The organism is Streptomyces sp. MA5143a, assembly GCF_900290235.1.
Lineage (GTDB): Bacteria > Actinomycetota > Actinomycetes > Streptomycetales > Streptomycetaceae > Streptomyces.
Window position 1 is genome coordinate 16,458 of sequence record NZ_OLMK01000092.1, and the last position, 22,036, is coordinate 38,493.

The 22,036-nt window shown below is 70.5% G+C and carries 18 protein-coding genes; 9 read left to right on the forward strand and 9 right to left on the reverse strand.

What is annotated here, in order from left to right; all coding sequences use genetic code 11:
* The first annotated feature begins 2 nt into the window (after nucleotides 1–2).
* The 3 genes from SMA5143A_RS33265 (at nucleotide 3) to SMA5143A_RS33275 (ending at nucleotide 2,715) form a co-directional block, all read left to right on the forward strand.
* Complete coding sequence (locus tag SMA5143A_RS33265; protein ID WP_107466574.1) at nucleotides 3–893, forward strand: carbohydrate ABC transporter permease; 891 nt, start codon at nucleotides 3–5, stop codon at nucleotides 891–893.
* A gap of 4 nt (nucleotides 894–897) precedes the next feature.
* Nucleotides 898–1,776, forward strand: a complete 879-nt coding sequence (locus SMA5143A_RS33270; RefSeq protein ID WP_375136575.1) for a carbohydrate ABC transporter permease — start codon at nucleotides 898–900, stop codon at nucleotides 1,774–1,776.
* Nucleotides 1,777–1,899: 123 nt separating this feature from the next.
* Complete coding sequence (locus SMA5143A_RS33275) at nucleotides 1,900–2,715, forward strand: helix-turn-helix domain-containing protein (protein WP_375136576.1); 816 nt, start codon at nucleotides 1,900–1,902, stop codon at nucleotides 2,713–2,715.
* A gap of 22 nt (nucleotides 2,716–2,737) precedes the next feature.
* Here the strand turns inward: SMA5143A_RS33275 and SMA5143A_RS33280 are convergent, their stop codons facing one another.
* Nucleotides 2,738–3,763: an ATP-dependent 6-phosphofructokinase gene (locus SMA5143A_RS33280; protein ID WP_107466576.1), complete on the reverse strand. Its 1,026-nt coding sequence runs from the start codon at nucleotides 3,761–3,763 to the stop codon at nucleotides 2,738–2,740.
* A gap of 325 nt (nucleotides 3,764–4,088) precedes the next feature.
* Here SMA5143A_RS33280 and pta point away from each other — a divergent pair, with 325 nt between their 5' ends.
* From pta to pyk, 3 genes are all read left to right on the forward strand, one after another.
* Complete coding sequence (pta, locus tag SMA5143A_RS33285) at nucleotides 4,089–6,176, forward strand: phosphate acetyltransferase (protein ID WP_107466577.1); 2,088 nt, start codon at nucleotides 4,089–4,091, stop codon at nucleotides 6,174–6,176.
* Between the two features lie 32 nt (nucleotides 6,177–6,208).
* Entirely contained in the window at nucleotides 6,209–7,414 is a 1,206-nt protein-coding gene (locus tag SMA5143A_RS33290) for an acetate kinase (protein WP_107466578.1), read from the forward strand.
* Nucleotides 7,415–7,524: 110 nt separating this feature from the next.
* Nucleotides 7,525–8,955 carry a pyruvate kinase gene (pyk, locus tag SMA5143A_RS33295; protein ID WP_107466579.1) on the forward strand — a complete coding sequence of 477 codons (1,431 nt, stop codon included), beginning with the start codon at nucleotides 7,525–7,527 and terminating at the stop codon, nucleotides 8,953–8,955.
* A 115-nt stretch (nucleotides 8,956–9,070) separates the two neighbouring features.
* Here the strand turns inward: pyk and SMA5143A_RS33300 are convergent, their stop codons facing one another.
* From SMA5143A_RS33300 to SMA5143A_RS33320, 4 genes are all read right to left on the reverse strand, one after another.
* Complete coding sequence (locus SMA5143A_RS33300; protein ID WP_181362125.1) at nucleotides 9,071–10,420, reverse strand: hypothetical protein; 1,350 nt, start codon at nucleotides 10,418–10,420, stop codon at nucleotides 9,071–9,073.
* A complete protein-coding gene (locus tag SMA5143A_RS33305; RefSeq protein WP_107466580.1) occupies nucleotides 10,410–11,063 on the reverse strand; it encodes a DUF6114 domain-containing protein in 654 nt (217 codons plus the stop codon). The genes SMA5143A_RS33300 and SMA5143A_RS33305 overlap by 11 nt, the downstream gene beginning before the upstream one ends.
* A 169-nt stretch (nucleotides 11,064–11,232) precedes the next feature.
* Nucleotides 11,233–11,868, reverse strand: coding sequence for a DUF6230 family protein (locus tag SMA5143A_RS33310; RefSeq protein ID WP_055523939.1), 636 nt, complete (start codon nucleotides 11,866–11,868; stop codon nucleotides 11,233–11,235).
* Between the two features lie 695 nt (nucleotides 11,869–12,563).
* Entirely contained in the window at nucleotides 12,564–13,538 is a 975-nt protein-coding gene (locus SMA5143A_RS33320) for a tetratricopeptide repeat protein (RefSeq protein ID WP_107466581.1), read from the reverse strand.
* Nucleotides 13,539–13,735: 197 nt separating this feature from the next.
* On the opposite strand from SMA5143A_RS33320, the gene SMA5143A_RS33325 reads away from it, so the two are divergent.
* Nucleotides 13,736–14,347 (forward strand): TetR/AcrR family transcriptional regulator, encoded by a 612-nt coding sequence (locus tag SMA5143A_RS33325; RefSeq protein ID WP_107466597.1) that lies wholly within the window; start codon nucleotides 13,736–13,738, stop codon nucleotides 14,345–14,347.
* Nucleotides 14,348–14,403: 56 nt separating this feature from the next.
* Here the strand turns inward: SMA5143A_RS33325 and SMA5143A_RS33330 are convergent, their stop codons facing one another.
* Entirely contained in the window at nucleotides 14,404–16,104 is a 1,701-nt protein-coding gene (locus SMA5143A_RS33330) for an acyl-CoA mutase large subunit family protein (protein ID WP_107466582.1), read from the reverse strand.
* Between the two features lie 95 nt (nucleotides 16,105–16,199).
* Between SMA5143A_RS33330 and SMA5143A_RS33335 the strand changes: the two genes are divergently transcribed.
* A complete protein-coding gene (locus SMA5143A_RS33335; protein WP_055523036.1) occupies nucleotides 16,200–16,541 on the forward strand; it encodes a DUF3817 domain-containing protein in 342 nt (113 codons plus the stop codon).
* Nucleotides 16,542–16,556: 15 nt separating this feature from the next.
* Here the strand turns inward: SMA5143A_RS33335 and SMA5143A_RS33340 are convergent, their stop codons facing one another.
* Complete coding sequence (locus tag SMA5143A_RS33340; protein WP_107466583.1) at nucleotides 16,557–17,066, reverse strand: MarR family winged helix-turn-helix transcriptional regulator; 510 nt, start codon at nucleotides 17,064–17,066, stop codon at nucleotides 16,557–16,559.
* Nucleotides 17,067–17,242: 176 nt separating this feature from the next.
* Between SMA5143A_RS33340 and SMA5143A_RS33345 the strand changes: the two genes are divergently transcribed.
* Nucleotides 17,243–18,286 carry a glycoside hydrolase family 6 protein gene (locus tag SMA5143A_RS33345; protein ID WP_107466584.1) on the forward strand — a complete coding sequence of 348 codons (1,044 nt, stop codon included), beginning with the start codon at nucleotides 17,243–17,245 and terminating at the stop codon, nucleotides 18,284–18,286.
* A gap of 9 nt (nucleotides 18,287–18,295) precedes the next feature.
* Here the strand turns inward: SMA5143A_RS33345 and SMA5143A_RS33350 are convergent, their stop codons facing one another.
* Nucleotides 18,296–20,278, reverse strand: coding sequence for a kelch motif-containing protein (locus SMA5143A_RS33350; protein ID WP_107466585.1), 1,983 nt, complete (start codon nucleotides 20,276–20,278; stop codon nucleotides 18,296–18,298).
* Between the two features lie 3 nt (nucleotides 20,279–20,281).
* Nucleotides 20,282–22,018, reverse strand: a complete 1,737-nt coding sequence (locus SMA5143A_RS33355; protein WP_107466586.1) for a glycosyltransferase family 2 protein — start codon at nucleotides 22,016–22,018, stop codon at nucleotides 20,282–20,284.
* Between the last annotated feature and the right edge of the window lie 18 nt (nucleotides 22,019–22,036).

The window sequence follows — 22,036 nt, forward strand, 5'->3', positions numbered from 1 at the left end:
TCATGACGAGACGACCGGGCCGCCCGCCGCACCCCGCCCTCCGCTCCCTGACCCGAGCCCTCCCCGTCGCCCCCGCCACCGTCCTGCTGGTCCTCTTCCTCGCCGGACCCATCGCCTACTGCGTCTCCATCGCCTTCACCGACCTCCAGCTCACCGGCCAGGCCGAGGACTCCTTCGTCGGCCTCGAGAACTTCCGGACCGCCTTCGGTGACGAGGCGTTCCGCAACGCCGTGTGGCTGACCCTCGTCTTCACCGTCGTCTCGGCACTGCTGGGGCAGAACACCCTGGGGCTGGCCCTGGCCGCGCTGATGCGGCGCGCCTCGAAGCCCGTCCGCACCCTCGTCGGCGGTGTCGTCGTCACCGCCTGGGTGCTGCCGGAGGTGGTCGCCGGCTTCCTGCTGTACGCCTTCTTCCGCCGCGAGGGCACCCTCAACGCGGTCCTGGACTGGCTCGGCCTCCCCACCCAGAACTGGCTGTACACGCTGCCGATCCTGGCGGTGTCCTTCGCGAACGTCTGGCGCGGGACGGCGTTCTCGATGCTGGTGTACTCCGCGGCGCTCGACGAGATCCCGAAGGAGATCACGGAGGCCGCGGAGGTCGACGGCGCGAGCGGCCCGCGCCGTCTGTGGCACATCACCCTCCCGATGATCCGCCGCTCCATCGGCACGAACCTCATGCTCATCACCCTCCAGACCCTCTCCGTCTTCGGGCTGATCTGGGTGATGACGAGGGGCGGCCCCGGCGGCCGGAGCCAGACACTCCCGCTCTTCATGTACGAGGAGGCCTTCCAGAAGAGCATGATCGGCTACGGCACGGCGGTCGCGCTGCTGCTCCTGGTGGTGGGTTCCCTCTTCTCGGTCGTGTACCTGCGGCTGCTGCGAACGGAGGTCTGACCCGGTGCCGACCAGAACCCCGACACCCGCCGTGCCGACCGGAACCCGGACACCCGCCTCGCGCAGGACCCTGCGGCGCCGGCTGACCGCCGACGCCGGACTGCTTTTCGTGGCCGCCGCCTTCGTCCTGCCCCTCGCCTGGGTGGTCCTGTCGTCGGTGGACGCCCGCGCCGACCTCCGGGTCCGGCTCCCGGACTCCGTGACCCTCGCCCACTACGAGGCGGTCCTCACCCCGGACATCACCGTCACACCGCTGCTGAACAGTCTGCTGCTGTGCGGCGGCGGGACCGCCCTGACCGTGGTGTGCGCGGCCCTCGCCGCGTACCCCCTGTCCCGCTTCCGCTCCCGCCTGAACCGCCCCTTCCTCCTGACGATCCTCTTCGCGACCAGCCTCCCGATCACGGCGATCATGGTCCCGGTCTACGCCCTGTTCGTGCGGGTGAATCTGATCGACACCCACGAGGGCACGATCCTCTTCTTCGCCGCCTCCCAACTGCCGTTCGCCGTCTGGCTGATGAAGAACTTCATGGACGGCGTGCCGAAGGAGCTGGAGGAGGCGGCGTGGACGGACGGCGCCTCGCCCCTGCAATCGCTGCTGCGGATCGTGCTGCCCCTGATGGGGCCGGGCGTCGCGGTCGTGACCGTGTTCTCGTTCGTGATGATGTGGGGCAACTTCTTCGTCCCGTTCATGCTGCTGCTCACCCCGGACCAGATGCCGGCCGCGGTGAGCATCAACGAGTTCTTCGGCAACAAGGGGACGGTGGTCTACGGGCAGTTGGCGGCGTTCTCGGTGATCTACTCGACCCCGGTGATCCTGCTGTACGTGGGCGTGGCCCGCCGTCTGGGCGGCGGCTTCGCCCTCGGCGGCGCGGTCAAGGGCTGAGCCGGCCATGCCCACCCGGGTCACTCGGACCACAAGGATCACAGAACCCGTAGTTTCCTACAATCCGTGATTGTGGCCGAACAGCCCGTAGTCACCGCCGTCCCGCGCCCCTACGTTGTGCGCGTGCACCGACGCTCAGCCCGTGAACGGCAGCCCCAGCACCCGCACCGTCGACCGACACATCCGAGCCCCGATCCGATCCGGACCCCGGCCGCCGATCCCGGCCCGTACGGGCACCCGGAGATCCAGACCCCCACCCCACCGTTCGACGCGGTCGCCGCCCGCCGACTCCGTGCCGCCCTCGGCATGGGACCCGAGCACGTCGCCTACGGCATGCGGTCCTCGTACGGTCTCCCCTATGTCACCCCGGACCTGGTGAACGCCTGGGAACGCGGCACGGTGGCACCGACGGGCCCCGAACTCACCGCCCTCGCCGGCGTGCTGTGGTGCTCGCCCGGTGAACTCATCGGGGCGCCGCGTACCTTGCGCGAGCACCGCATGGCCCGGGGGACTTCCCCCGAGGACGTGGCCCGCGCGATCGGCATGGATCTGACCGCCTACCTCCACATGGAGGAGACCGGTGAATGGCGTGGCACCGAACGGCAGTCGACCGCCCTCGCCGATCTGCTCGACCTCTCACTCCCCGAGCTGGTCGTCGTCACCGGACGACAGACGCGCCTCACCGAGCTGCTCCACGGCGCGGTCGCCACCCGATGGCAGGCGTACGTCCGGCCGACCGCCAAGCTGCTGTCCCTCGACCGGCGCCTCCTGGAGGACGTCCTCAAGGAGATGCACCTCGACTACCAGGGGATGATGAGCGCCGGCCTCAGCTGGGCGGGCGGCACGGCCGCGACCGACGCGGGCGACGCCGGCCGCGACCACCTCGACCGGATCACCGACCACTTCTGGTCACTGGTCCGCAGGGCGGCCACCTACTAGGGCGCCCTGCCGGACCAGGCGCCTAGAAGACCGACTCCGCCTCGTCCATCCGGTCCTTCGGGACCGTCTTCAGCTCGGTCACGGCCTCCGCGAGCGGCACCATCACCACGTCGGTGCCGCGCAGCGCGGTCATCCGGCCGTACTCGCCCCGGTGCGCGGCCTCCACCGCGTGCCATCCGAAGCGCGTGGCGAGCACCCGGTCGTACGCGGTCGGGGTGCCGCCCCGCTGCACATGGCCGAGGATGACCGGCTTGGCCTCCTTGCCGAGGCGGCGCTCCAGCTCGTACGCGAGGGCGGTACCGATGCCCTGGAAGCGCTCGTGGCCGAACTGGTCGATCTCGCCGTGGCCGTAGTCCATCGAGCCCTCGGCGGGGTGGGCGCCCTCGGCGACGCAGATGACGGCGAACTTCTTGCCGCGCGAGAAGCGCTCCTCGACCATCTTGACCAGGTCGGCCGGGTCGAACGCGCGCTCGGGCAGACAGATGCCGTGCGCACCGGCGGCCATCCCGGACTCCAGGGCGATCCAGCCCGCGTGCCGGCCCATGACCTCGACGACCATCACCCGCTGGTGGGACTCGGCGGTCGTCTTCAGACGGTCCATCGCCTCGGTGGCGACGCCGACCGCCGTGTCGAAGCCGAAGGTGCGGTCCGTCGACGAGATGTCGTTGTCGATCGTCTTCGGGACGCCGACGACCGGCAGCCCGGCGTCGCTGAGCATCCGGGCGGCGGTGAGGGTGCCCTCGCCGCCGATCGGGATCAGGACGTCGATACCGAACTGGTGGGCCATGTCCTGCGCGTTCTCGCACGCCTCGCGGAGGCGGTCGCGCTGGAGGCGGGAGGAGCCGAGGATGGTGCCGCCGCGGGCGAGGATGCCGCTGACGGACTCCAGGTCGAGGGTGCGGTAGCGGCCGTCGAGCAGACCGGCGTAGCCGTCCTCGAAGCCGATGACCTCGTCGCCGTACTGGGCGACCGCTCGGTGCACGACCGACCGGATCACTGCGTTCAGGCCCGGACAGTCGCCGCCTGCGGTCAGAACTCCGATACGCATCGTGCTGTGTCTCCTGCTCGTCCTGCTGGGTGCTGGTACTTGTGAGCCGATCCGATTGTTTCACGCCGCGCAGGGGGGTGCCGCGCCCGCGGAGCCCGCCTCCGGCCGCCCGGGGAGCCCCTCCCCCGCCCTGCCGACCTGATGGGCGCCTTATCCACCCCCGGAGGTATTGTCAAGAGGGTTTCCGTCCGCCGCGGCGGTGATTTCCGCACAGCCGTCACACTCCCGCGGAAACACTGCACGAAGCCACTAAAGCGGCACTCGCGGCACCACCGAGGCACCCACTGAAGCACCCACCGAACCCGACATGAAACGGAGAGCCCACGTGACGCGCAGCGTGTACGTGACCGGGATCGACCGCGGCGACGGCCGCCAGGTCGTCGAGCTGGGGATCATGGAGCTCCTGACCCGCCAGGTCGACCGGGTGGGGGTGTTCCGGCCGCTGCTGCACCACGGCCCGGACCGGCTCTTCGACCTGTTGCGCGCCCGGTACCGGCTCGCGCAGGACCCGGCCACGGTGTACGGCATGGACTACCACGAGGCGTCCACCCTCCAGGCCGAGCACGGCACGGACGAGCTGGTCGCGGCCCTCGTCGACCGGTTCCGCACGGTGGCGCGGGACTACGACGTCGTCCTCGTCCTCGGCACCGACTTCGCGGACACCCAGTTCCCCGACGAGCTGTCCCTCAACGCCCGCCTAGCGAACGAGTTCGGGGCGTCGGTGATCTCCGTGGTCGGCGGCCGCAAGCAGACCGCCGAGTCGGTGGTCGCCGAGACGCACAACGCGTACCGCGCGTACGAGGGCCTCGGCTGCGACGTGATCGCGATGGTGGTGAACCGGGTCGCGCCCGGCGACCGGGACGAGATAGCCGAGCGGCTCACGGACGCGCGGCACCCCCTGGCCGTGTCCTGCTACGTCGTCCCGGACGAGCCCGCCCTGTCCGCGCCGACGGTCGCGCAGATCACCCACGCGCTCGGCGGCAAGGTCCTCCTCGGTGACGACTCGGGGCTCGCGCGTGACGCGCTGAACTTCGTCTTCGGCGGGGCGATGCTGCCGAACTTCCTGAACGCGCTCACCCCCGGCTGTCTGGTCGTCACCCCGGGCGACCGCGCCGACCTGGTCGTGGGTGCCCTCGCCGCCCACAGCGCGGGCACCCCGCCGATCGCGGGTGTGCTGCTGACGCTCAACGAGCGGCCCAGCGACGAGGTCCTCACGCTGGCGGCGCGGCTCGCGCCCGGCACGCCCGTGGTCGCCGTGGAGAGCGGCTCCTTCCTCACCGCCTCCGAACTCTTCTCGATGGAGGGGAAGTTGAGCGCGGTGACCCCGCGCAAGGCGGAGACCGCGCTCGGCCTCTTCGAGCGGTACGTCGACACGGCCGAGCTGCGCACCCGGGTCTCGGCGCCCAGCAGCGACCGGATCACCCCGATGATGTTCGAGCACAAGCTGCTGGAGCAGGCCCGCGCCGAGCGGCGCCGGGTCGTCCTGCCCGAGGGCACCGAGGAGCGGGTGCTGCACGCGGCCGAGGTGCTGCTGCGGCGCGGGGTCTGCGACCTCACGCTCCTCGGCCCCGTCGACCTGATCCGCAAGAAGGCCGCCGACCTGGGCATCGACCTCGGCGACAGCATGCTGGTGGACCCGGCGACCTCCGCGTGGCGGGACTCCTTCGCGGAGAAGTACGCGCAGCTGCGCGCCCACCGGAACGTCAGCGTCGAGCTGGCCTACGACGTGGTGTCCGATGTGAACTACTTCGGCACTCTGATGGTCCAGGAGGGCCTCGCCGACGGCATGGTGTCGGGGTCGGTGCACTCCACGGCCGCCACCATCCGGCCGGCCTTCGAGATCATCAAGACCAGGCCGGACGCGGGCATCGTCTCGTCGGTGTTCTTCATGTGCCTCGCCGACAAGGTGCTGGTCTACGGCGACTGCGCGGTGAACCCGGACCCGAACGCCGAGCAGCTCGCCGACATCGCCGTCCAGTCGGCCGCGACCGCGCAGCAGTTCGGGGTGGAACCGCGGATCGCGATGCTGTCGTACTCCACGGGGACCTCCGGCTCGGGCGCCGACGTCGACAAGGTGCGCGAGGCCACCGAGATCGTCCGCTCCCGGCGGCCCGACCTGCTGATCGAGGGGCCGATCCAGTACGACGCCGCCGTGGAGCCGAGCGTCGCGGCGACCAAGCTGCCGGGCTCCGAGGTCGCCGGGCAGGCCACCGTGCTGATCTTCCCGGACCTCAACACCGGCAACAACACCTACAAGGCGGTGCAGCGTTCGGCCGGCGCCCTCGCGGTCGGGCCGGTGCTACAGGGCCTGCGCAAGCCGGTCAACGACCTGTCCCGGGGCGCCCTCGTCCAGGACATCGTCACGACCGTCGCCATCACCGCCATCCAGGCCCAGACCCCCGCGGCCCCGTGACCCCCACCGACGACAGAAGGCATACCACCACCGTGACCGCCACCCGCGTCCTCGTCCTCAACTCCGGTTCCTCCTCGGTGAAGTACCAGCTGCTCGACATGCGGGACAGCACCCGGCTGGCCGTGGGCCTGGTGGAGCGCATCGGCGAGCAGGGCTCCCGGCTGAAGCACACCCCGCTGACCGACGGGGGCGAGACCCGGGAGCGCACCGGCGCGATCGCCGACCACGCCGCCGCCCTGAAGGCCGTCGCGGAGGAGCTGGCCAAGGACGGGCTCGGCCTCGACTCCCCCGAACTGGCCGCCATCGGGCACCGGGTGGTGCACGGCGGGCAGAGCTTCACCGAGCCGACGGTGATCGACAGCGCCGTGCTCGCCGAGATCGAGCGGCTGATCCCGGTGGCACCGCTGCACAACCCGGCCAACCTGACGGGCATCCGCACGGCTCAGGCGCTGCGCCCGGACCTGCCGCAGGTCGCCGTGTTCGACACCGCGTTCCACACGACGATGCCGGAGTCGGCGGCGCGTTACGCGATCGACGTGGAGACCGCCGACGCCCACCGGGTGCGCCGCTACGGCTTCCACGGCACCTCGCACGCGTATGTCTCGCGGGCCACGGCCGCGTTGCTGGGCAGGACGCCCGAGGACGTGAACGTCATCGTGCTGCACCTCGGCAACGGGGCGTCCGCGTCGGCCGTGCGCGGGGGCCGGTGCGTGGACACCTCCATGGGGCTGACGCCTTTGGAGGGGCTCGTGATGGGTACGCGCTCGGGAGACATGGACCCGGCCGTCATCTTTCATTTGATGCGCGTTGGCGGAATGTCCACGGACGACATCGACACTCTCCTCAACAAGAAGAGCGGTCTGATCGGGCTGTGCGGCGACAACGACATGCGGGAAATAAGCCGGCGTATGGACGAGGGCGACGAGCGGGCGAAGCTCGCCTTCGACATCTACATTCACCGGTTGAAGAAGTACATCGGCGCCTACTGCGCGGTGCTCGGCCGGGTGGACGCGATCGCGTTCACCGCCGGGGTCGGGGAGAACGCGGCGCGGGTGCGGGAGGCCGCCCTCGCGGGCCTGGAACCGCTGGGACCGGCGGTGGACGCCGACCTCAACGCCGTACGCGGCGACGAGCCGCGGCTGATCTCGCCGGCCGGTGCCCGGGTCGCCGTCGCGGTGGTGCCGACCGACGAGGAACTCGAGATCGCGGCACAGACGTACGCCCTGGTCGACAGATGAGCAAAGCAGTCGGGAAATACACGCCGGTAACACGATTGAGCGCATCGCCGCCCATATGCATTCCGCCAGACGGAATATTCCGCAGCGAAACAAACCGATAGGATCGTCCCATGCGCCGTTCGAAAATCGTCTGTACTCTCGGCCCCGCGGTCGACTCCCACGAGCAGCTTGTCGCCCTGATCGAAGCCGGCATGAATGTGGCCCGCTTCAATTTCAGCCACGGCAGCCATGCCGAGCACCAGGGCCGGTACGACCGGCTCCGGGCCGCGTGCGCCGAGACCGGCAAGGCCATCGGTGTCCTCGCCGACCTCCAGGGCCCCAAGATCCGCCTGGAGACCTTCGCCGAGGGACCGGTGGAGCTGGTGCGCGGTGACGAGTTCACCATCACCACCGAGGACGTGCCGGGCGACAAGCACATCTGCGGGACGACGTACAAGGGCCTGCCGGGCGACGTCTCCGCCGGGGACCAGGTGCTCATCAACGACGGCAACGTCGAGCTGCGGGTCATCGAGGTGGACGGCCCGCGGGTGCGCACCGAGGTCGTCGAGGGCGGTGTCATCTCGGACCACAAGGGCATCAACCTGCCCGGCGCCGCGGTGAACGTGCCCGCGCTGTCCGAGAAGGACGTCGAGGACCTCAGGTTCGCGCTGCGGATGGGCTGCGACCTGGTGGCGCTCTCCTTCGTGCGGGACGCCGACGACGTGCAGGACGTCCACAAGGTGATGGACGAGGTGGGCCGCCGGGTCCCCGTCATCGCCAAGGTGGAGAAGCCGCAGGCGGTCGAGAACATGGAGGACGTCGTGATGGCGTTCGACGGCGTGATGGTCGCCCGTGGCGACCTGGCCGTCGAGTACCCGCTCGAGAAGGTCCCCATGGTGCAGAAGCGGCTCATCGAGCTGTGCCGCCGCAACGCCAAGCCGGTGATCGTGGCGACCCAGATGATGGAGTCGATGATCACCAACTCCCGCCCCACCCGCGCCGAGGCGTCCGACGTCGCCAACGCGATCCTGGACGGCGCGGACGCGGTCATGCTGTCGGCCGAGTCCAGCGTGGGCGCGTACCCGCTGGAGACCGTCCGCACGATGTCGAAGATCGTCGCGGCGGCCGAGGAGGAGTTGCTCTCCAAGGGCCTCCAGCCGCTGGTGCCGGGCAAGAAGCCGCGCACGCAGGGTGGTTCGATCGCCCGCGCGGCCTGCGAGATCGCCGACTTCCTCGGCGGCCGGGCGCTGGTGGCCTTCACGCAGTCCGGCGACACCGCGCGCAGGCTCTCCCGCTACCGCGCGTCGCAGCCGATCATCGCGTACACCACCGACGAGTCGACCCGGAACCAGCTGGCGCTCAGCTGGGGCGTGGAGTCGCACGTGGTGCCGTTCGTGAACAGCACGGACGAGATGGTCGAGCTGGTCGACCACGAGATGGTGAAGCTCAACCGCTTCAACGAGGGCGACATCGCGGTCATCACCGCCGGCTCGCCCCCCGGCGTGCCGGGCACCACGAACATGGTCCGGGTACACCACCTGGGCGGCGGCTCCCGCGACTGACGCCGCCGACGCCGTACGACAGCACCGAGGGCGCCCCCTGCGAGCAGGGGGCGCCCTCGGTGTGTTGCGGCTCCCGGACGGGTCCTGTGCGGCGCTCGGGGCGCCGTGGGCGGTCTCAGTCGGTGGTGAACTGGTGCAGCCCGGGCACGGTGAGCGTCCCGCCGAACTGGCCCGCCTGGACGACCTTCACGTTGGTGAAGTAGATCAGCGGGATGTTCAGCGGCGGCGGGTGCTTCGGGTCGAAGGTCACCGGGATCAGACCGAGCAGGTTGCCGGAGATCCTCTCCGTGTACATGATCGTCTTGCCGTCGCGGATGGTGGACGTGCTGCCCTTGCGCGCCTGCACGTGGTAGGTGACGCCGGCCTGCTTGTCGTCGACCGTCTGGTGGAGGTCGCCGATGTCGGTGCCGTCGGAGATGACGTACTTCAGCACCTCCTTGACCGAGCCGTCGGCGGTCCGCACCTTGACGATGCCCTGGTAGTCGGCGCCCTTCAGCAGCAGGGAGCTGGCGTTCAGGTACCAGGGGTCGTTCGGCAGGGCGGGGATGCCCTTCTCGACGCCGCTCTCGTCCTCGGTGGCGACGGGGCAGTCGTCCGCGTTCACCTTGTCGCTCGGCGACGGGGTGGGGCTCGGGGTCGCGGTGGCGTCGCCGGCCGTGTCCTCGGCGTCGTCCTTCGCGTCCTTCGCCGTGTCCGTGACGTCCTTGGCCGTGTCGGTCACCTTGTCGGTGGCGTCGTCCTTGGCGTCCTTCGCGTCCTTGCCGGCCTTCCCGGCGTCGGAGCCGGTGTCACCGGTGGTGTCCTCGGAGGCGGAGGGGGACGGGGTGGTGGACGGCTCGGGCGTGGTGTCCTCGGTGTCCTTCTCGGGGACGAAGATGTCCCCCAGCGCGTCGCCGATGTCCTCCAGGACGTTGCCGCTGCCCGCCTCCTCGGCGGAGGGCGTGGGCGACGGGGTGACCGTCGCGCCGGAGTCGGACTTGTCGGCGGGGTCCGTGGTGGACCCGTCCGCGTCGCCCTTGTCGTCGGAACCTGAATCCGGCGAAGAGGGGTCGTCGTCCGCGGAGTTGCCGCCGGACGCCGAGTCGCCGTCGCCGGTGGAGGTGTCCTCGTCCTTCGTGCCGTCGTCCGTGGCCGGGTCGTCGCTCTCCGGGGCGGAGGCGGACGGGGTCGGGGTGGGCGAGGCGGACGTGTCGGTGTCCTCGTCGGCGGCCTCCAGGGCGGCCACGCAGTCCTTGTACTCGTCGGCCGTCAGGCTCTGCTTCGTCGGGTCCTCGGCGCGGGCCAGGGTGGGCGTGAAGCCCATGCCCATGAGGACCGCCGTCGGCATCGCCGCCAGGGCTATCGCCTTGCCCGCCGGCACGTTCAGCCGGGTGAGAAGGGGCTTCTTGGGCGCCGCGTGCCGCGGTCCGGTTCTCGCACGGGACTCTCCCACCGAAGTCCCGTGGGTCACCTTGTCAGCCGGCACTGTGCCTCCCGTTCGTCCCGTTCGTGGGGGTGGTACCTGACAGGTCGTCGCCCTCGCCGCGCGCCGCCCCGCTCGTCGAGTCCGCCGTAGCGGGCTCGGGGGCGTCGCCCTTGACCAGGGGGACCGCACCTGGTTGTGCCGTGTTCCCAGAGGCCGTGCCCTGGGGAGCCGTGCCCTGGGGAGCCGTGCCCGGCGCGGCCGTGGCGCGCGACGGGGTCTTGTACGTGGACGACACCCGCTCCTCCTCCTGGCCGGGCGCCCAGGCGATGGCCAGCGCGCCGCCGATCAGGGAGAGCAGGAAGCCGAAGCCGAAGCCGCCGAGGTTCGAGACCGGGATGGACACGAGCGCCAGGAGGATCGCCGCCGTACCGGCGAAGGTGCGTACGTGCCGCTGGAACCAGAGACTGATCCCGAGCACCACCAGCAGGACGCCGATGATGAGGGAACCCGCGCCGCCCGTCGTCGACATGGCGAGCGTGAGGTGACCGAGCTGGAGGTTCGCGTACGGCAGGTACATGATCGGGAAACCGCCGAGCAGTACCAGAAGGCCCGCCCAGAAGGGACGAGAGCCCCTCCAGTCGCGGAAGCGCCGCCGAAAGGCGCGGAGATAGTCTTCGTTCTGCCCCGTTGACTCGGCGCTCATGGACAACAGCTCCCTGGAACGGTGTTGCTGTGAGAAGTTCGCGTACGGCAGGTGGCGCGAGGCGCGCGTACGGGACTTCACGTACGGAGGTCGCGCGCGGGATGCCCCGCGCCGCGAGAGGGACGGGCGGGCGAAGAAGCGCAGGCCCCCTCACCCGCCCAGGGAGTGCTTAGTAGCACTCCACGGTGCCCTTGTGGAGCGACATCTTGAGGTTGCTCAGCTTGAAGGTTCCGGCGGTGGTCGCCCACGCCGTCTGCTTCACGTCGCTCAGCGAGGCCGAGTCGGCCTGCTGGGCGAACCCGTAGGGGTTGGCCTGCTCCGAGCCGCCCTTCATGCCCGGACCCTTGTTGGCGTCCTTGGCCGCCACACCGATGTCGATGCCCTTGAAGACGGCATCGGCCGAGAGGTCCTCGACGTCGATGTAGAGGTTCTCGGCCTCGACCTTCTTGCCACCGGTACCGGCGGTCAGCTTGAGGCTGACGCTACCGAGCAGCGGGACACCGGGGGTCACGACCGACTGGCACATGTTGGTGATCGTCGCGCTCTTGAAGGCCGAGACGGCGACGGGGTGAACCGTCTTCTCGCCCTTGAGGGTGTAGCCCTCGTCGAGCGCCCCGTACTGCGAGAAGCCCTGACCATCGAGCTGACCCGCCGTCACCTTGAACGACTGGCCCGACACACTGAACGACGCGGCGAGAGCGCCCTGCGCGAGGGCGACACCTATCGCTGCCGTGGCGGCGACGCTGGGCACCATGACCACAGCGAACCGCTTCCATCTGGTCCCGCCACGCACCTGGGACTCCATATTTCCTCCTTCTCGGACGTACATCTCCTGCCACCGGCTCGCCCCTTGACGGCGGCTCGGCCGGACAGGGATGGGAGAAGTGCTACGTCCTCGGGAATGGGGAGCGCCCGCGCTCGGTGGCGCCGAAGCGCCCGAACTCACCGGCGATCACCCCCGAGCGACAACCACTGGTCGCGCCTGACACGCATCACGCACAACCTGCTGGACAGGCTCCACCGTTGCGGCGGAGACCCCCCTGCCCAAGAGACGACGCCACTGTCGCCGGCTCTACTCGGTGGGGACCCAGAAAACCCGTTGACCCGACTGGCCGTCGGGGTACGGGATTGGACCGAGCGTCGCCGATCGTGGTGCATTCTCGCCGCCCCCGCAAGGGGGTTCGTTACTCGCTAGTAACGGACGGATAACCGAACAACGACCCATTGGCATCGGGCAGCGACCCTGGGTCGCCCCGAGTGAGGCGACAGAGTGGTTGACAGTCGGACAGAGTCCGACACATCGGCGCGGTTCTCTTACTGCCAGTAACAGCGGACGGGATTACCAAGATTTGGTAAAGGGCGGCCGGGATGTCGCTGTGTCGCCAAATCTCTCACTCCGGCAACACCTGTTCCGGCACCTCACAGCCGTGCGCCCACGCCGAGGCGTGGGCGCGGAAGACGAAGCGGGACGGGCCGACGCGGCCCGCCCCGAAACCCGTCTCAGAACAACGCCCGCGCCAGCGCCCGACGGGCCGCGGTCACCCGCGGATCGTCGGACCCGACGACCTCGAACAGCTCGATCAGCCGCAGCCGCGCGGTCTCCCGGTCGTCGCCCGCCGACCGCCGGACCGTCTCGACGAGCCGCCCGAAGGCGTCCTCCACATGTCCGCCCACGAGATCGAGGTCGGCCGCCGCGATCTGCGCCGGCACATCGGCGGGGTTCTCCGCCGCGGCCTTGCGCACCTCCTGCGGGTCCATGCCCTGCACCCGCTGCAACAACTCGGCCTGCGCGAGGCCCAACTTGGCCTCGATGTTGCCCGGGTCGTCACTCAGCACGTTCTTGTACGCCTGGACCGCGCCGCCGAAGTCACCCGCGTCCAGGGCCTGTACGGCGGCGGCGAGCAGATGGTCGTAGGGGCCGGCCGGGATCTGCGGGGCGGACTCGACGGCCCCGGGCTCGGCGTCGGGGTCGACCACGAGGCCGGTGAGGCCGAAACGCTGCTCGGCGACCTGCACGAGCTGGTCGAGGGTGGCGCGGATCTGCTGCTCGGGGGCGGCGCCCTGGAAGAGGGGCAGCGCCTGCCCGGCGACGACGGCGAACACCGCCGGGATCCCCTGGATCCCGAACTGCTGCATCAGCATCTGGTTCGCGTCGACATCGATCTTGGCGAGGACGAACTTGCCGTTGTAGTCGACGGCCAGCCGCTCCAGCACGGGGCTGAGCTGCTTGCAGGGCTGGCACCACTCGGCCCAGAAGTCGATGACGACGGGCACCTCGGTGGAGCGCTGGAGGACCTCCGTCTCGAACCCGGCCTCATCGACGTCGATGACCAGGTCGGCCGGGGAGACGGCTCCTTGGCCGCCCTGCCGGGCCGCTTCGGCACGCGCCTGCTCCGCCTTCGCCTTGGCCTCCTGGGCCGCCTTCACCGCGGCGAGGTCGACGACTCCGCTCATGGACATGTTCCGTGGCTGCATGAGTACATCCTCCCCCCTCCGGGCGCGCGCGTGAAAAGCGTCGCGAAGCCGACCGTTCCCCCGTGCCCGAGCTTTCGCTACGACCCGTAGCGTAACTGCACCCGCGACTCCTATGTACCCACTCCCCGGTGATCTGCCTCACGGCACCGGGCACGACATCCCTGGACGCCGAAGAACGGCCGGATATGGTCGGCGGCATGCAGAGCCGCACCCCTGCCTCCCGCGCCACGGGGCGTCCACGCAGCGCCACGGCGGACGCCGCGATCCTGGCGGCCACCCGGGAGGCTCTCGTGGAGCTGGGCTGGTCGAAGCTGACCCTGGGCGACGTGGCGACGCGCGCCGGGGTGGCCAAGACGACCCTCTACCGCCGCTGGGCGGGCAAGAACGAACTCGTGGTCGACGCGGTGGCCGAACTCTTCGACGAGCTGGAGATCCCCAACCGGGGCAGCCTCGCGGCGGACATCGAGGGCGTGGTGCTGCAGTTCGCCGCGATCCTGGCCCGCCCCGAGACCCGCAGCGGCCTGATGGCCGTCATCGCCGAGTCGACCCGCGACGACGCGCTGCGCGAACGCATCCGCACGTCCATCGTCGAACGCCAGAAGCGGCTGGTCCTGGAGGGCCGCGCCCGCGCCCAGGCCCGCGGTGAACTGCCGCCGGAGTCCGACCCCACGACCGTCGACCTCATCTTCGACGTCGTGGCGGGCGCGGTGGTCCACCGCACGCTGGTGAGCGCGGAACCGGCCGACGAGCAGTGGGTGCGCGCCTTCACCAGGCTCCTGCTGGTGGGCCTGGGCGGGGCGGCGGGCTGAGGGGGACGCACGCGGCCGTGCCGACCGGCCGGCGCGCGCCCCTTTCCGATCACGGCCTAGAAGCCCGCGGGCTCCGTGTAGACCCCCCACTCGTCCCGCAGGACGCCGCAGATCTCGCCGAGCGTGGCCTCCGCGCGGACCGCGTCCAGCATCGGCCCGATCATGTTCGACCCGTCCCTCGCGGCGGCGAGCATGGTGTCCAGCGCGCTCCGTACCGCCGCGTCGTCGCGGGCGGACTTCCGCCCGGCCAGCACCCGCACCTGCTCGCGCTCGACCTCGTGGCTGACCCGCAGGATCTCCAGGTCGCCGGTGACGGAGCCGTGGTGGACGTTGACGCCCACGACGCGCTTCTCGCCCTTCTCCAGGGCCTGCTGGTAGCGGAAGGCGGACTCGGCGATCTCGCCGGTGAACCATCCGTCCTCGATGCCCCGCAGGATCCCGGAGGTCATCGGCCCGATCGGGTGCCGCCCGTCGGGGTGGGCCCGCAGCCCGCGTTCCTTGATCTGCTCGAAGATCTTCTCGGCGTCGGCCTCGATACGGTCCGTCAGCTGCTCGACGTACCACGAACCGCCGAGCGGGTCGGCGACGTTGGCGACGCCGGTCTCCTCCATCAGCACCTGCTGTGTGCGCAGCGCGATCTCGGCGGCCTGCTCGGAGGGCAGCGCGAGGGTCTCGTCCAGGGCGTTGGTGTGCAGGGAGTTGGTCCCGCCGAGGACCGCGGAGAGCGCCTCCACCGCCGTACGCACCACGTTGTTGTACGGCTGCTGCGCGGTCAGCGAGACACCGGCGGTCTGGGTGTGGAACCGCAGCCACTGGGCCTTGTCGGTCCGCGCCCCGTAGACGTCGCGCATCCAGCGGGCCCAGATCCTGCGCGCCGCGCGGAACTTGGCGATCTCCTCGAAGAAGTCGACGTGCGCGTCGAAGAAGAAGGACAGCCCGGGCGCGAACACGTCGACGTCCAACCCGCGGCTGAGCCCCAGCTCCACGTACCCGAAGCCGTCGGCCAGGGTGTACGCCAGCTCCTGCGCGGCCGTGGCTCCGGCCTCACGGATGTGGTAGCCGGAGACGGACAGCGGCTTGTACGCGGGGATCCGCTCCGCGCAGTGCTCCATGAGGTCGCCGATGAGCCTGAGGTGCGGCTCGGGCTGGAACAGCCACTCCTTCTGCGCGATGTACTCCTTGAAGATGTCGGTCTGCAGGGTGCCGTTCAGCACGCCGGGGTCGACGCCCTGCCGCTCGGCGGCGACGAGGTACATGCAGAAGACGGGCACGGCGGGCCCGCTGATGGTCATGGACGTCGTGACGTCCCCGAGCGGGATGTCCTTGAACAGGACCTCCATGTCGGCGGCGGAGTCGATGGCGACGCCGCAGTGCCCGACCTCGCCCAGCGACCGGGGGTCGTCGGAGTCCCGCCCCATGAGGGTGGGCATGTCGAACGCCACGGACAGGCCCCCGCCGCCGTTGGCGAGGATCATCTTGTACCGCTCGTTCGTCTGCTCGGCGTTGCCGAAACCGGCGAACTGCCGGATCGTCCAGGTCCGCCCCCGGTAGCCGGTCGGGTGGAGCCCCCGTGTGAACGGGTACTCCCCCGGCCATCCGATCCGGTCGAACCCGTCGTACACGTCCCCGGGCCGGGGGCCGTACGCGGGCTCCACCGGATCGCCGGAAAGCGTGGTGAAGTCGGCCTCGCGCTTGCGCGCGGCGTCAAACCGGGCCTGCCAACGACGGCGACCCTCCTCGATGGCGTCAGCGTCCATGCACACCAATTTACTTGGACGTCCTAGTAAATGATAGTGACGCAGGTCAGGACGCGCCCGAAGGGTCCGCGGAAGCACCCGTTACGCTCAACGGCATGAAGAAGAGCGTCTTGACCCGCTACCGAGTGCTGGCCCTCGTCACGGCCGTGCTGCTGATCCTGCTCACGGCGGGCGTGATCGGGAAGCGCGTGCTGGGCCTGGACGGCTTCGACACCTTCGTCACGGTGGTGGGCTTCGCCCACGGCTGGCTGTACGTGCTGTACCTGGTCTTCGCCTTCGACCTCGGCAACAAGATGAAGCTGCCGGTCGGGCGTCTGCTGTGGGTCCTGCTCGCGGGCACGGTCCCGACCGCCGCCTTCTTCGTCGAGCGCCGGATCACCCGCGAGGCCGAGCCCCTGGTCATCGAGGACCCGGCGACCGAGACCGCCGCGGCCTGACCCACCGGTCGCCGCTCAGCTCTCCTCGAAGTCCCCCGCCGCCACACGCAGGGGGCGGAGCATCGCGAAGATCTCCGCGCACTCCTCGGCGTCGTAGACGCCGAGGCCGAAGTCCATGGCCATGAGGTCACGGGTGGCGGCGTCACAGACCTCACGGCCCTTGTCGGTGATCGAGGCGAGGGTGCCGCGCCCGTCGTTGGGGTTGGGGCGCTTGTCGACGAGCCCCGACTTCACCAGGCGGTCCACGGTGTTCGTCACGGACGTGGGGTGGACCATGAGGCGCTCACCGATCTTGGACATCGGCAGCTCGCCCTTCTGCGAGAAGGTGAGCAGCACCAGCGCCTCGTAGCGCGCGAAGGTCAGCCCGTACGGCTTGACGACCGCGTCGACCTCCGCCAGCAGGATCTGCTGGGCGCGCATGATCGAGGTGATCGCGGCCATGGACGGGACGTTTCCCCAGCGCTGCTTCCAGTGCTCGTCGGCGCGCGAGATGGGGTCGAAGGAGAGGCTGAGCGGCTTCGGCACGGCATCGACCTTACCGGCCGGTCACATGCTGGTCAGCCCCGTCTCGTCTTTCGGTCGCCCGACGGACCGCCGGCCCTCCGCGGGCGGTGTCGCAACCGAGTCGATTTATCACCCTGTGCAACGATCGGTGATCCATCGTCACGGTACGTCACCGTTCAGGGAGTAAAGGGAGCACCATGTCCCGGCCGACCCGTACGTCGCTCGCCGTCCTCTCGGCTCTCACCGCCCTCGGGCTCGCGGCGGGCTGCGCGTCGCCGGGCCCCCAGCCCGGGAGCGGCACCGGCGACACCTCCGTCGGCGGCGCCACCGAGAAGGCCGGTGACGCCGTACGGTCCGCCGCCGGGTCCCCCTTCTGGGTGGACCCGTCGAGCCCCGCGGCCCGGCAGATCGAGCGGTGGCAGGACGAGGGCCGTGCGCGGGACGCCGCGCTGCTGCGCCGGATCGCCGAGCGGCCGACCGCCCTGTGGCCGGCCGGCGACGACCCGGTGCCGGTGATCGCGGAGGCCGTCGAGGCGGCGGGACGGGAGCACCGCACGGCGGTCTTCGTCGCGTACAACATCCCGCACCGCGACTGCGGCCGGCACTCGGCGGGCGGCGCCCAGGACTCGGGGGCCTATCTGCGGTGGATCGACGCCTTCGCCGGCGCCCTCGGGGGCGGCGACGCCCTGGTCGTCCTGGAACCGGACGCGGTCGCCCACATCGTGGACGGGTGCACCCCCGGTGAGTACCGCGCCGAGCGCGAGGGACTGCTGGGCGAGGCCGTCGACCGGCTGAAGGAGCGGCCGCGCACCAAGGTGTACGTCGACGCCGGCAACCCCGCCTGGATCGACGACCCCCGCGACCTCGTCGCGCCGCTGCGCCGCTCCGGCATCGGCCGGGCCGACGGCTTCGCCCTCAACGTCTCCAACTTCCAGACCGACGCCACGACCAGGGCGTACGGCCTCAGGCTGTCCGAGGCCCTCGGCGGCAAGCACTTCGTCGTCGACACCAGCCGCAACGGCAACGGCCCCCTGAACGGTGAGGGCGGCACCGCCTGGTGCAACCCGCCCGGCCGGGCCCTCGGCACGGCGCCCACCACGGACACCGGGGAGCCGGCCCTCGACGCGTATCTGTGGATCAAGCGCCCCGGGGAGTCGGACGGGGAGTGCCGGGGCGGGCCCTCGGCGGGCACCTGGTGGCCGGACTACGCCCTCGGCCTGGCCCGCAACACGAAGGCGTAGCCCCTGACGTCACCGCACCTGGACCCATGTGGCCACCGACGGTGTGCCCCGCGCGTCCGTCACGAACAGCATGTACCAGCCCGGCGGGACGAGGGTCCGGTCCTCCGGGACGTCGATGGTGATCGAGTCACGGGTCCGGGTGACGTCCAGGGCGATGGAGCGCTGTTCGACGTCGGTGGAGTGGGTGACCGCGCTGGGCCGCATCAGCCGGGCCGCGACGATCCGCTCCGGGTGGGCGGTGGCGAAGGTGGCGCGGCCCCTGGCGTCGGTCTCCCGGGGACCGTCCCCGAGGACGGGACGGTCCTTGCCGTACTGGTGCAGCCGTGGCGGTGTGTAGACCTCCATGCGCTGCTCGAAGTGGCCCAGCTTGGTGTTCTGCCGGTCGTCGAAGAGCGGGTCGGAGCCGAAGGTGGCGACGCGGCCGTCGGGCAGGAGCAGCGCCTCGGAGTGGTAGTTGCGGCCCACCCGGGGGGCGGCGGCGCCCCGGAAGGAGTTGGTGCGGGGGTCGTAGAACTGCGCCTTGAGGATGTTGCTGGCGCTGCGGCCGCGGTAGTCGCGGGAGCCGTTGGAGGTGAAGACGGTGTCGTCGGGCATGATCACGCTGTTCAGATAGCGGGTGCCCTGCGGGAGGTCGGGGCCGTCCTGGAAGGCCGGGGAGTCCTGTTTCAGGTCGACGACCGCCGTGCGTGAGGTCGACCTCCGTGACTCGCCGACGCCTCCGCCGCCGAGGATCATCACCTTCTGGTCCTGCGCGGGCGGCAGCAGGACGGAGGCCGAGGTCTCCGTCCGGTCGGCGTCCGTCAGGCCGGGCACCTTCTCGAACGTGTTGGTCCTGAGGTCCCACAGGCCCGGCACCCGGCCCGCGTCGGCGGGGCCGTACCCGGCGTTGGAGGCCGGGTAGAACAGCTTGCCGCCCTTGGTGAGGAAGAGGGCCGGGTACGTGGGGAAGTACCGCTCGGGGCCCGGCTTCCACTTCCTGGTCGCCGGGTCGTAGATCTCGTTGTCGCCCGGGTCGACGACCCCCACGTCGTCGAGCCCGGACACGGCGAGCACCCGCCCGTCCTCCAGACCGACCAGCGTCGGGTACCAGCGGGCCTTCGCCATGGGGGCGACGGGCACGTACTTCTCCGCCACCGGGTCGAACTCGTAGGCCGCCCTGATCCCCTGGAAGTCCTGCTTGTCCAGGGTGATCTTCTCCGAGAGGCCGTAGGTGTCGGCGGCGGCCCGCCCCGTCAGCCCGACGATCCTGTACTGGGCCTGCCGGTCGGTGACGAACTTCGGGCCCTTCCCGGCGGCCTCGACGAAGACCCGGGCCTCGCTCGCGGTGACCTTCGTCGTCCAGGGCCGCATCACGCCGGCCGCGTCGTAGGTGATGTCGAAGGCGCGCTTCGCCCTGGGGACGGTGACGTCGAAGCGGCTGACGTACTCGGTGCCGGAGGGTGAGCGGAAGCGGGTGCCCTTCTTCAGGAACACGGCCCGGTCGGGGTTCTCGTTCTTGACGCGCATGCCGCCGCCGGCCCGTTCGACCTCGCCGTCCAGCAGTTCGTAGCGGGCGGTGCCGCCGGCCACCAGGAGCCGGCCGGAGGGCAGCTGGGCGTGGCCGGAACAGAAGAAGTCGACGGGGGTCGGGATCTTCTTGAAGGTGTTCCTCACCGGGTCCCACAGGACGGTGTCGAAGGACCCCTGGTCGAACTTCTTCTGCTCGTTGCCCGAGCCGGCGACGATCAGCACCTTGCCGGTGTGCAGCAGGGCCGCGTGGATGGCGTTGGTGCGGAACTCACGCGGGATGTCGACCCGCGACCAGGAGCCGTAGAGGGCCTTGTAGGCGGGCTGGGCGATCTTCCACTCGTAGTACTGCTGCTCGGCGAAGCCGATCGCCGCCGGGGCGTTCAGCCCGGCGAGGAGGGTGACGCCTCCGATGCCGAGGGCGGTCCTCTTGGTCTTCTTCGAGAGTTGGTGCGCCTTGGGCTTCTTCGCGTGCTGGTGCGCCATGGCCTAGTTGCCTCCCGTCGCGGTGCCGGAGACCGAGGGGGCCGGGGTGGGGGCAGGGGCGGCCGCCCGGCGCTCCCGGTGCCGGGTGACGGCCCATATCCCGACGGGCGCCAGGGAGACGGCCGTGGCGAGGACCGCCCAGGTGCGCATGGCCACATGGCTGTGGTCGAGCAGGAGCGAGGCGGTCAGCGACGCGGAGAGCACGGCCGCCCAGAACAGATGGATGCGGAAGGTCAGCAGCCGGTCGGGGCTGGCGTCGCCGCCCTTGGGGGTGACGACGAAACGGCAGGGCAGCCTCAGCAGCGCGGCACCGAGGGACTTCAGGTAGATGGGCGCACAGAGCGCGGACATGGCCATCCCGGCGAGCCCGCCCGACCCCTCCGGCTCGTGCGGCGAGACGTTGTGCCTGCGGTTCCACAGGTAGAGCCCGACCTGGAGGGCGGCCGCGTCGCTGTAGAGCATCAGCCACACGGAGGCGGTGACCTCGGTGCCGGACGCCCCCGAACACAGGAACAGCACACAGCTGACGATGCCGAGCAGCCAGTTGACGGCCGTCATCGGGTAGTAGACGAGCATCAGCGTGTACGAGAAGAGGCGGCCCCACGGCATCGTGAACGGCGCCTTCCAGTACTGCGTGAAGAGCGTCTCGTACGTACCGCGCGACCAGCGCATCTGCTGGGAGAAGAAGTCCGTCCAGGAGGCGGGCCCCTCACCGACGGCGAGCACGTCCGGCGTGTACACGGACCGCCAGTACGCGCCCGTGGCGGGGTTTCGGTGGCGGTGCAGCTCGAAGCCGGTGGCCATGTCCTCGGTGATCGAGTCGCGCAGTCCGCCGATCTGCCGCAGGGCGGCGACGCGGACGACGTTGTTGGTGCCGACGAACATGGGGGCGCGATAGCGGTTGCCGGCGCGCTGGATGAGGGCGTGGAAGAGGAACTGCTGCGACTCGGCGGCCTTGGTGACCGGGGCGGTGTAGTTGCCGTACACCTGGGGGCCGACGACGAACGCGACGTCCGGGTCGCGGAAGTACCCCGTCATCCGTTCGAGGAAGTTCGGCAGCGGGACGTGGTCGGTGTCGACGGAGGCGAAGAACGCGTACTCGTCGCCGTGCGCCGCGATCCACGCGTTGTAGTTCCCGTGCTTGGTACGGGCCTTGTGGGGGCCCTTGGGGCGGTTCCACTCGGCCCTCCCCTTACGGGTGAAGTGCCGGACGCCGAGTTCCGCGCAGAGGGCCCTGGCCGTGTCGTCGTCGCCCTCGTCGAGGAGCCACACGTCGAGGTGGCCGTCGTGCCGTATTCGGCGCGCGCCCTCCAGGGTGGCCCGGACCATGGAGAGGGGTTCCTTGCCGGGGACGTAGGTGGTGAGGAAGGCGACGCGGGTGCCGGGTTCGGGGACCACGGGTACGGGGTCGCGGGCGACCATCGTCGCGTGGGCGATCGACACCACGTTGACGAGCATGAAGAGCTCGATCAGCCCGATCGCCGTCAGCATCACGATGTCGAGGCCCACCAGCCAACTGTCGGCGCCCTCGCGCTCCACCCGGTGCGTCGGCCAGACGAGGTAGACCAGCAGGACGCCCGTGAGGACCGGCGCGAGCGTCATCAGCAGGACGGCGCGTATGCGGTGCGGCTCCTTCGCCAGGAGCGTGGTGTACCGCACCCGGTGGACCGGCCCCGACGGCTCCGTGAGCGGTCCGGCCAGGCGGCTGTGGGTGTCGTAGTCATAGCCCTCCGGTCCCACAGCGCCCTCCCGTGATCG

Coding starts and splice junctions, on each gene's coding strand:
- SMA5143A_RS33265 (WP_107466574.1), top strand. CDS start 3: ATGACGAGACGACCGGGCCGCCCGCCGCACCCCGCCCTCCGCTCCCTG.
- SMA5143A_RS33280 (WP_107466576.1), bottom strand. CDS start 3,763: ATGCGTATCGGAGTTCTGACCGCAGGCGGCGACTGTCCGGGCCTGAAC.
- pyk (WP_107466579.1), top strand. CDS start 7,525: ATGCGCCGTTCGAAAATCGTCTGTACTCTCGGCCCCGCGGTCGACTCC.
- SMA5143A_RS33305 (WP_107466580.1), bottom strand. CDS start 11,063: ATGAGCGCCGAGTCAACGGGGCAGAACGAAGACTATCTCCGCGCCTTT.
- SMA5143A_RS33310 (WP_055523939.1), bottom strand. CDS start 11,868: ATGGAGTCCCAGGTGCGTGGCGGGACCAGATGGAAGCGGTTCGCTGTG.
- SMA5143A_RS33320 (WP_107466581.1), bottom strand. CDS start 13,538: ATGCAGCCACGGAACATGTCCATGAGCGGAGTCGTCGACCTCGCCGCG.
- SMA5143A_RS33325 (WP_107466597.1), top strand. CDS start 13,736: ATGCAGAGCCGCACCCCTGCCTCCCGCGCCACGGGGCGTCCACGCAGC.
- SMA5143A_RS33330 (WP_107466582.1), bottom strand. CDS start 16,104: ATGGACGCTGACGCCATCGAGGAGGGTCGCCGTCGTTGGCAGGCCCGG.
- SMA5143A_RS33335 (WP_055523036.1), top strand. CDS start 16,200: ATGAAGAAGAGCGTCTTGACCCGCTACCGAGTGCTGGCCCTCGTCACG.
- SMA5143A_RS33345 (WP_107466584.1), top strand. CDS start 17,243: ATGTCCCGGCCGACCCGTACGTCGCTCGCCGTCCTCTCGGCTCTCACC.
- SMA5143A_RS33350 (WP_107466585.1), bottom strand. CDS start 20,278: ATGGCGCACCAGCACGCGAAGAAGCCCAAGGCGCACCAACTCTCGAAG.